6 protein-coding genes are annotated in these 9971 nt (G+C 54.4%); all 6 read right to left on the bottom strand.

From position 1 onward, the window contains the following. Nucleotides 1-229 precede the first annotated feature (229 nt). The 6 genes from lepB to J3U88_RS30940 all read right to left on the bottom strand — a co-directional run bounded on the left by lepB (nt 230) and on the right by J3U88_RS30940 (nt 9857). Nucleotides 230-1162, bottom strand: a complete 933-nt coding sequence (lepB, locus tag J3U88_RS35150; RefSeq protein ID WP_207862896.1) for a signal peptidase I — start codon at nt 1160-1162, stop codon at nt 230-232. Nucleotides 1163-2009: 847 nt separating this feature from the next. Continuing rightward, nucleotides 2010-2270, bottom strand: a complete 261-nt coding sequence (locus tag J3U88_RS30960; RefSeq protein ID WP_207862895.1) for a hypothetical protein — start codon at nt 2268-2270, stop codon at nt 2010-2012. Between the two features lie 645 nt (nt 2271-2915). Then, the gene (locus J3U88_RS30955; protein WP_207862894.1) at nt 2916-4175 is read right to left on the bottom strand and encodes a Wadjet anti-phage system protein JetD domain-containing protein; all 1260 of its coding nucleotides are present in this window, start codon (nt 4173-4175) and stop codon (nt 2916-2918) included. A gap of 27 nt (nt 4176-4202) precedes the next feature. Next, nucleotides 4203-7661, bottom strand: a complete 3459-nt coding sequence (locus J3U88_RS30950) for an SbcC/MukB-like Walker B domain-containing protein (RefSeq protein WP_207862893.1) — start codon at nt 7659-7661, stop codon at nt 4203-4205. Continuing rightward, on the bottom strand, nt 7648-8313 hold the full coding sequence (locus J3U88_RS30945) for a DUF2398 family protein (RefSeq protein ID WP_207862892.1): 666 nt from the start codon (nt 8311-8313) through the stop codon (nt 7648-7650). The genes J3U88_RS30950 and J3U88_RS30945 overlap by 14 nt, the downstream gene beginning before the upstream one ends. Next, a complete protein-coding gene (locus J3U88_RS30940) occupies nt 8310-9857 on the bottom strand; it encodes a hypothetical protein (protein ID WP_207862891.1) in 1548 nt (515 codons plus the stop codon). Before J3U88_RS30940 ends, J3U88_RS30945 begins: the two co-directional genes overlap by 4 nt. Between the last annotated feature and the right edge of the window lie 114 nt (nt 9858-9971).

The raw sequence follows: 9971 nt of genomic DNA, 5'->3' as shown, positions 1-9971 counted from the left end.
CCGGGGGTTTCCGCTAAGCTTCTGAGCATTAAACACATTAGCTTCAAAATCGAGCGGCTGGGACATCACATCACGCTATTTTTGGTTTCCGAGATGCGAGGTGCCCCGCTACACATAAGAGGTTTAGTCAAAACCACCGCGAGTTATCGCGCTTCTTAGGTATTAGACGCATTGTAAATCTCCTTTGGCTGTCATCGTACCTAAGTGAGGTTCATGATGAAGGGTTGGGTTATTCTTTGGACCCAATTTCTTTATATACGCCAATTCGATGGGTGTTTTCTGATCGCCAAATTGAGTGGACCTTACCTATGATGGATTCTTTTGTTACAGGCCCAAAGTCGCGGCTATCAATTGACTTGTCACGACGGTCGCCTAATAGAAAAAATTCATTCTCTTTACTTTTGTAAAAAAAGGCCTTTTTTCGTACCGGATTTCCATCATAAACTATCGCGTATTTTCTGGAATCTACCTCTTCCCAATGGCATTTTAAAAGCCGTCGGTACAGCAACTCATCCCCCTTTATGCCACCATATATAGACATAAGCGGTTGGAGACCGATTATGGGTTCGTTCGTGACAGGCTCACCATTAATTTGCATGAGGGATCCGTCTGAACGTACTTCTTCTCCAGGAAGGCCAATTACCCGCTTTAGCCAGATTTGGTTTGGTTGAAGGGGAAAACGAAATGCCACAATATCGCCGCGCTTAATTGGCGCATCCTGGTAGGCCGTCGTATCTACCAGAATTCTATCACCCAACAATATAGAAGGTTCCATATTTTGGTCAGCTACTTCAAAAGCTCGAACATTTCCAAAAGGCAACGAAAAAAAGTAAGCTGAGTATAGAATCAAAAGAAGGGGCGGAAAACACCACCATTTCAATCCTCCTCCATTCGTTTTCCAGCCTTTTCTTGAATAGGGAATAATAGTAACTATACTCAACAACCATGCTCCAGCTGTGAGTATGAACAAAATCACAAAAATAGGAACGTTTCCCAACCACTTCGATCCTAAAAAGAAAATGGGCACCGCAAGCAAGGCTCCGCCGACACGCGATCTACCAAGATACAAATGACCGAATCCTGGAAAGCAAACCGAAAGAAGGAGAGCAAAAAACAACTGAAGCAATGAAATTGACCGAGGTTTATTTTTCGTAAAGAACACTTACATCCTCTTTTCTACCCTAGATATAATCAAACTTTTAAATTTCATTAAAAAATGTTCCGCCTCTCGAAAAACTCAGCTGTTTTCCTGGTCACGGTAGGAATGCCCACTTCAGGGTACTCCCGGCGCAGATCTCAGCGTTCGCAGCCGGCGCACTGGGCTCCTCCCTCGGGTTTTGGCGTTAAACCTGTGCCCAGGCCAAGGATAAACAACTCGGCCTTTTGGGAAGAAAAGCGCAACCAACGTTCCGTATCTCTGGCAGGTCAGACAAGAGGCAACCCTAAATCCAGCCCATGCGCCAGAGAAAGAGGCGACATAAAACCGAAGAGGCGCGATAAGAGCGTGGGATTTTTGGTAACAATCTGAAGCGAAGTGGCTTGCAAAAAGCAGACCGGGGTCGCGCACGACCGCACCCGCCGGCCCTGCGCATTTTTACAGGCCGAAGCAGCCCAGAGGTTTCGCTAAAATCACCGCGAGTTATCGCGCTTCTTAGGTAGAACACCATGGTCACAAGGCTTTTTCAAGCTTTAAAACGTCAACTTCTTGCGACAATGACGTTGACAGGAAACGACACCCTTTAACCAAAGTGTCGCGATAAGCATGAGGGGTTTTGGCCAATAATCTGGAGCGAAATGGCTTGGAAAAGGCGGGCCGGGGTCGCGCACGACCGCACCCAATGGGTGCGGTGAGCATTCTCACAGGACGTTGTAGTCCAGAGGTTTAGCGAAAATCACCGCGAGTTATCGCGTTGCTTAGGTTCAAGTGGCTACCACGCCGTTTAGGTTCAACCGACGCATCTGTTCTAAATTGAGTGACCCTTCTCCCCCTTTATTTTGTGGGAAACAGCCTAAATCAACTTGTGGAAGGCCGTGGTACCGTCGCTCATGCCAAAAAAAAGGCAGAAGGGAACCACCCACACAAAAACAAAGTTCACTTTAAGCTCATCCCAGTCGCGGTAAAAGAAGTACAGTCCCACAACGGGAAAGAAGAGAACAAGCAAAGTGGGAATGAGACCATCATTCTCCCAAACATGAAACATAAACTGAACCCAATAGACAAAAACCGCAATAAGAAGAATTAATACAATAAGAACCATAACCATTTCCATAACACCTCCTTATGCAAAAGAAACGCTTTGATAGACAAACAATCTGTGTATTTTTAAAAGCGTTTCAGTTCGAGAATTGAACTTGTTCAAGGGCAACCCTTTGTCCGAAGCAACGCGATAACGCGCGGTGATTTTAGCGAAACCTCTGGGCTGCATCGGCCTGTAAAAATGCTCAACACACCCAAAGCGGACGATCGTACATGCCCCCGGTCCCTACAAACTATTTTTTTCAAAGTTTTTGCAAAAAACCATTCCACTTGTATCGCACCTTTTAGGTATGTCCCTTAGCAATTAACCAACTCCGGCGTGATTAAGCAAAAAAAGGGCCGGCAGCATAAAAATATGAAAACGCAGATTACCACGTAAAGAAACCTAAGCCCAAGAAAAAACGCCGACCTATCGCACCCCTTGCGTCCATCCGCGCGCCTAACCGTATCCCTAAGAACGCTTAATAAAGCAGGTTTTAACCTAAGCGGCGCGATAAGAGCGAGGGGGTTTGGCTAAAGATCTGGAGCGAAACGGCTTGGGAAAAGCGGGCCGGGGTCGCGCACGACGTGCACCCACTGGGTGCAGTGAGCATTTTTACTAGCTGTTGGAGCCCAGACGTTTAGCCAAAACCACCGCGAGTTATCCCGCTTCTTAGGTTTAACCGTTAAAAAGCCAGGCCTCTTGTTCCAGCCACCCATGATCAAGTGAAAATCGCAACTCTTCTGGAAATTCAAAATCCGGGGTACGTTCCAAAAATCGAAGCGCCCGTTTTTTCTCTTGATCGGTCATCGGTCTGGCGTGGTTTGTCAACCGTTTTAGCGTGGCAAGGTCGCAGCGCCACAGCGCCACGGGCGTGGTTCGCGCGAGTTGGGCGGCGATGCGCAGACCCGCTAAATCACTGTCGCCCCAGTGATGAACCCGCTCCGGCCTCGGGCTGAGTTTTTCGAGCAGCAGCTTGACGGCCCGGTTGGGGAAACCCTCGGTATAGATACACAGATCGCGATGGGTTTGGGTCAGCTGGTAAAAAGGGGTTTCGTTTTCGCAAGTGATGACGCGAACACCGGGTTCGACGATTTCAAAACGCGCGACGGCTTCCACCACATCCAAGGGCAAGGTCGCGGAAAGGCCTGAAGCGGCATGCCTGGCGATCCAATCGTGGCGAAACCCATCAAGCTGATAAACCAGTGGGCCGGCCAAGGTAACGCGAATCGAGGTGAGGTGAAACAGCAGGCCCTGTTCCTCAAGGAGCCGCCGGCGCGCGTCAGCCGTTTGCGGCGGCGGCTCACCCAAGCTCAGCGCCAGCCAAATCGCGACGGTTTCCAGGATCGCGCCCTCGCGCAACCTTTTGCTATGTCCGGTAAACCGCGTCGAGAGATCGGCCAGGGCGATGGGTTCATCAGCCTCCAGCAGGAAGTCGTGAATCGCCAGCGCCGTTTGCCATTCATCGATCAGCGCGGCTTGGCCCTCCGTCGCGAGTCGTTTTGCATACAGGCCGCGGTTCGCCGCCAGCCAAGCGTGGATGGGCGCCGACTTGGGGTATTGAATGCGGAAGGACCCCAGGCATTGCTGCATCGCGTCGCGGCGGGCAACCGCCGCGCCTGAAGCGGTGGTGACGGGCCGTTTGAGTAACTGGTGGATGAGCGGCACCCAAAAATCGGCGGGTTGGCCCTCAAACAACTTGGTATAGCTCAGGATGAGTTGCCCTTTTCCGTTGCGGCGCAGTGCTTTTGAACCGAACACGTCCATCAGCGCGAACACATCCTGGTCATGATCGGCCAACTTCTGTGTGCCGCGCCATTCGCCTTTTTGATGGTATCGGGTCAGCATTTTTTCAAAATATAGGCGCAGGCACGGGTGGCGTTCCAGCAACCGTTGCAATCGCGCGGCTGCGTCTTGGTTTGGGTTGGGTGTGACCACAACCATCTCCTCTACTTCAGGTTAAGCTCAATCAGGCGATTGACTGGAACGGAACACAATCGGGTCGGGTTCGTTGTCGTCCAGCAGGCTCATCTGGGGATTGGCGAGGGGGTTTTCCCAAGCAAATTCCATCAGGTGGACGTCGTGGTCCCGGTCCTTCATCACCAGCAAGGTTTTGGAAAACGCGATCTCTTTTTTGACGCCGTCCTGATCCGGTGAGGCCACCATCAACTGGAGCCCCAAATCGTCGGCAAACGCCAAAAGCTGATCGCGCCGACCGGCGTCAATACCGTAAAAGGCTTCGTCGAAAATGAGTGGGGTCAAACGCACCCGCTTGCCCTGACCGCTCCGGTAAAGAAAATAGGCGATGGTCAGCACCAGCAGGTAGTTGGGTACGGCTTGTTCGCCGCCGGAACCCACGGCCTTGACGGCGCGATCCATGGTTACGCCCTCCCCATTCTCGTTCTGCACGTTGGTGACGGTCATTTCAAAGCGATACCAGTTGCGGTAATCCAAAAGATCGGGAATCTCACCGGGTTCGGTGTTCACGATTTCCTGCTGGTGGTCCTCGAGAAAGTCCTGCAAGCGTTTCTGGGCATCCTCTTCAAAAACGGCCAATTCGTGGAGGGTTTCCACCAACTCACGACAGCGATCAACGATCTTGTTTTTGAAGCGATAACGGTTGCGGCCAAACACACGTTGCCCCAACAGCCGGTTGATGTGGCGCATCATGTCGTCCAGTTGGTATACCTGCTCACGCAGCACGCGCACCAATTCGTTGTGGATGATTTCCTTAAACAAGGTGTTGGTTTTTTCGTTGATCACCTGTTCTTGGTTGACGATGGTTTGCTGTTGCGCAACAAGGGTTTCTTTTAAACTTCGGCCGCGGCGGTCGCTGAGCTTGTTGTCGTTTTCGTTGTAGTAAAACGCGAAAAACGAGGCCATGGTCGGGTCCTTCAAGCGTTCCGCCAAGCGGCCCTTGGCGACCGAGGCCTCCTCGGCCGACTTGCGCGAGGCCGATTCGATGTTTTCCAATTTGGAAAACTGGTTGCCCCGCCAGGTGCGCAACACGTAATAGGCAATGTCGTCCAAGTCGGGATGAAGGGCTTGGATTTCAGCGGCGTGGATCGCCAAACGTTCCTGCTGTTCCCGTTCCTGTTGCTTCAGGGTTTGGACGCGGCCCTCAAGTCCTTGAGTACGGCCCTCGGCGGCGCCGATCTGTTTTTGGTGCGCTTCAACGGTCTTTTCAAGGCGTTGGATCTTTTTGTTGAGGTTGTTGATCTTGGTCTCGAGATCGGCCAACCCGGCGTCCTGAATATGGCGGCGCATCTCCTCAAGGCGCGTTTGTTCGCCGTTCAATTCCGTTGTCAGTTCGCGCAGATCGCGCCGCGCTTGGTCGACCAACCGGTGCTGGTGGTTTACCTGCAGACGGCTCAGGTCGCGTGAAGCGGTTTGTTCGCGCAAACGGTCGCGCGCATCCAACAACAACGCACGAAACCGTTCAAGCCGGGACAAAAGCGCGCTGTCCCGCGCGAGCACCTTTTCGAGGGATTTGCGTTCGGCTTCTCGTTCGCGGATCTGTTGCTTGCATGTGCGAATTTTGGCGAGATGTGCGGCACGGCGCGCCTCAAGCCCGATCAGCGGTTGGTGCGGGGCGTCGAGCGGACGTTGGTGGGCGCGGAAGGCGACAACGGCGCGCTCGCCGATGCGCTCAATGATGGGTTCGCGCGCGGCGGTCATTTCGCCGGCTAAGATGGTGAGCGGAACGGGGTCGGCAGGATCAAAATAATCCAAAATCCAACGGGGCACGGGTTCCTCACCCAAGGCGGCACTGCTGAGGGCGACGGACAAACCCGAGGCAACCAGCACCTTACGCGCGCTGTCAAAGTCCGTGTCATCAACCACCAGCGTCCCCAAGACGGCGGGGCCGATGAAGGCTTCAATTTCACCGGCGGCTTTTTTGCGCACCATGGCTTTCCAGTTGAGCAATTCATAAAGCGGTCGCGCGGTAATCATGTGATCGGCCAAACACTTCTTGGCCTCGGCCACCGCGGGCAGGTCAAATTCAACCAGGGCTTCCAGATGTGCCAGATGGTCCCGCGCCGCGGCGATCTCTTGTTTCAACCGCGCAATCCGCTCGGCTTGAAGCACCTGTTGCGCGCGGGTTTGATCGCGCAAATCGGCCGATTCTCGAATCAGCGCCGCAAAACTCGGGGTCGCCAAGTCGTCATCGGGTGAACAACGGGCGAGTTGGTCCAAAACCCCCAGGGCCTCGGCCAATTGAAGCGGTAAATCGCCGGCAGCCAAATCGCGGCGTGCCTGGACGGCGGTTTTCACCAGACCGGCATGCAGCTTGGCCAAAGCTTCAAGCTGAACCTGGTGTTCCTTTTCAAAGACGGCAAGGGCGTGTTGCTTGTCATGGGTTTTGTCGGACAGCGCGGCCACACGCCGGGCCAGTTCTTTTTCTTTGGCGACCAACCCGCTTTTGTCCTTGGCCTTGAGGTCGTCCAGCCGGGTTTCGAGCCGCCCCCGCTCGCGGCTGTGCTCGCGCAATTCGGTTTCCAGTTGCAGGCGAATCGCCGCGTTGTGTTCCAGGTCGCGCGCGGCCGCGGCCAACCCTTCCGCCAAACGGTTGAGATGGTAATGGCAGGCCAGCCAGGCGTAGCGTTTGATTTCCTCGCGACGGGTGCCGATCTCGTCCCGCAACCCTTTTAATTCTTCCAAATACAAGGTCTTGCGTTTCAAATCGTCCAGCAGGGCGTGGGCCCCTTCTAGATCGCGTAAGCCGGTAATCAAGGCCTCGAAAATATGGGAGCGCGGTTCGGGCAACAGCTTGACGAACAGCTCGTGGTAATCGGCCGAACGAGAGACCATTTCGCGATAGGACTTGCCCATGCGCAGCAGGTGAACCACATCGCGATAGGTGTCCTCACCCCCGAACAAGCGATTGGCCAGTTCCTTGCGGAAGGCGCCGATTTGCATGACTTTTTTGGGACCGAGCAGCTTTTTGAGTTCCATCTGGGTGGCGGGCCGTCGCCCGCCTGCCTCTTCCAGAATAAGCGGCACTTCTTCCAGGGGTTTGCTCTCCACCAAACCCCACTGGGTGATGCGTTCCTCCATCGAAGAAGTGGTCATGCCAATGGCAACGGTCATCACCTGGCCGCGCGGATTGCGCATCTCCAGGGCGGCGTAGGTCACGCGCCCGCTTTTTTCCAGCGGTCCGGTTTCGGCGTTGTAACGCATGACAATACCTTGGGTGGTGCGGCCGGAACGTTTGGCGCCGGCGACGTGGGCCGCGCTGTTGTATTCCATCAAACCGCCGCTGAGCACATAGTGAACGGCGTCGAGAATGGTGGTTTTACCCGAGCCGTTGTCACCGAGCAGGAACAGGTGGCGTTGCAAGCTGATGGTTGCGTTTTCAATATTGTGAAACTGGATCAGGCGAATGCGGTGAATGTGGAAAAACAAGGCATCATTCGTGTTCATCGGTCTCTCGGTTTGGGTTGGGTTTGGCGGCGCTCAGGCTTCGGCTCAGGGTTTCGGTATTAAAGTGGTACAAAGCGGGCAGGGCCTCGTAAAGGTATTCGTCCTCACCCATGACGTCCTCGGGTGGAACCGGTACTTTTTTGATGAAGCGGTAGCGTTCCAGCTTGGGCATAATCGGCCCCAAGGCCTTGGCGCGCAGGTACTCGCCGCTGTAGCGTTCGTCGTTGTCGAACAGACTTGCAAAACGGCGGTGAACGTATTCGAACAAGTCGCCGTAGCGGAACATCAGGTTTTCGTTTTCTTCTACCGACACGGCCTGTTCGTCGATTTGTTTCTCAAAAAACTCAAGCAACATCATAAAGGCCATGGCCTCGTCACGCTTGGTGAAGTTAAAAATGTCGCGGTTCTTCGGGGTGATCTCGCGGTTGTACCAACGCGCTTTATAGACGCGGGCACACTTGCCGTCCATAAAAAATTTCCAATCGTAGTAATCCGCAAAAAATTTTTCAAAAGCGCGTTTGTGGCGGTTGACGAAATAAAAAAGCAATTCGTTGTCGCTTTTGTAAAAGTAAGGCGACTCGACCAATAGGTTCAAGGCCTGCTGCACCTTGTCTCGGTGACGCTGCATCAGGTGGTCCAGGGATTCGGTCATGTGGGTTTGATCTCCATATCGTTAAAAACCAGCGATTGCGCCGCAATCGCAACGCGCGTTTCCTCGGGCAAGGCGGTTGCCGTCAGATCAAGGCTTGCCAACTTGCGACCGTTCCCCAAAAAACCGGCCTTGGCGAGGGCGACGATACGCGGAAAATCATCGAATTCATCGAAGGACCCGGAGCCAACCCGGCCGCTGCCGTTTGCCGCGAGTACCTTGGCTTCCAGCCAAACACGCAGCGCCTGTAAGCGCGCTTCCTCCATGGTCACCACGGGCTCGTCATTGGTTTTGGCGGCGCGCATGTAGCGTTTGGGAGGCTGCTTGCGCACTTTTTGCAGCACGGGTACCGCGGGCGGGTTCATTTTCTCGCCGCCCTCGTAAGGGCTCATGTTGAAACGGCCGTGGGCGGAAGAAATCAAAGCCACAAAAAATTCGGTGGGTACCTGATCGGGGTCAAACCGGCTGAGTTCGGTCAAGCGGTCGGCCAGGTCTTCCAGGCGATGGCTTTTGCGCTCCATTTCGCGCAGGTGGGTGTACATTTTGCGCAACGCGGCCAGGGAGGACTGACCCAGGCGAACACAACTTTGATCAAGCGAACCACCCTCGCGGAAAAAGCGCGTCAGCCGCTTGCGGGCCTGGTCCGGGTGCAGGTTGTGGTGACGCATGAGGTGGGGTGTTTTGCGACGTTGGCTTTCCATGAGGTCGTAGGCGCGCGCGAGGCGTTTGTCGAGGGGTTCAAGCTGTTCGAGTTGGGTCAAAATGTCGTGGCGCAGACGACGAACCTGTTGGAGGAAGCGATCCACGTAGGTTTCCAACTCGGAAAGAATCCCTTTGACCTCTTCAAGGTTGTAGCTGAGCGTGGCAAATGCGATCAATCGCGCGTTGAGTTCGGCCAAGCCGCTGTTGATGTCGGTGCAGATCGCATCGAGGCGCGAGAGCTGGTACAAAATGCGGCGCGCGTTTTCCTCGTCGGCCGCGGCACCTTGGAACTTGCGCAGCAGCCGCAACAACTCGCGCAACGCGCCGCCGGCGTCTTCCAATTGATTGCGGGTATCGGCGCCGCGTCCTTCCAAATCGTCCTGCAGGCGATCTTCCAGCCACACGAGGAACTGGAGCGTTTCGTCGTCGAGAGAATAGCGGTACTTGGTTTTGCGATTGTCGCGATAGCCGCGAATGCGCTGCTTCTCAATGCGTTCGTCAACCAGCGTCCAATCGCGCAAGGCGGTCATGTCCTCGCGAAATTGATCGCGGCTGTAGGCCGCCCCGCCGCAATGGGTTTGGGCGACTTCCACGGCCTCAAAAAGATCCTCGTACAGCGGTTCCAACTCGTGATCGTTGCGAAACAAACGCAAGCGATACAGGATGTTGAGGTAATAAAGCGCACGCGGTGCCGCAAGCAGATTGGCCAAACTCGCGCGGCGGTTGTGGGTGAGGTGGGCGGCGACACCGCGGTCAAAGGCTTCCAACACCGCGTCGGCAAACAGGGCGGACGCGTCGACTTCAGGAAGAAAGCTTGGGTTGGGTGGTAGCGCGTTGCCGGACAAAGGCACCTCGATGTTCCTGGAAAGTTTGTTTCTTCTTGGCAGATGGAAATAACACCTGCGCGGGGTGCCCATTTTTACCACAAGGCTTGCTTTTCCTAAACCATCCTATCGGCT

Origin of the sequence: Acanthopleuribacter pedis (genome assembly GCF_017377855.1) — a bacterium.
In the GTDB taxonomy this organism is placed as follows: Bacteria; Acidobacteriota; Holophagae; order Acanthopleuribacterales; family Acanthopleuribacteraceae; genus Acanthopleuribacter; species Acanthopleuribacter pedis.
Note: the sequence above shows the minus strand (reverse complement) of the source record. Positions and strands in the feature narration are given on the sequence as shown.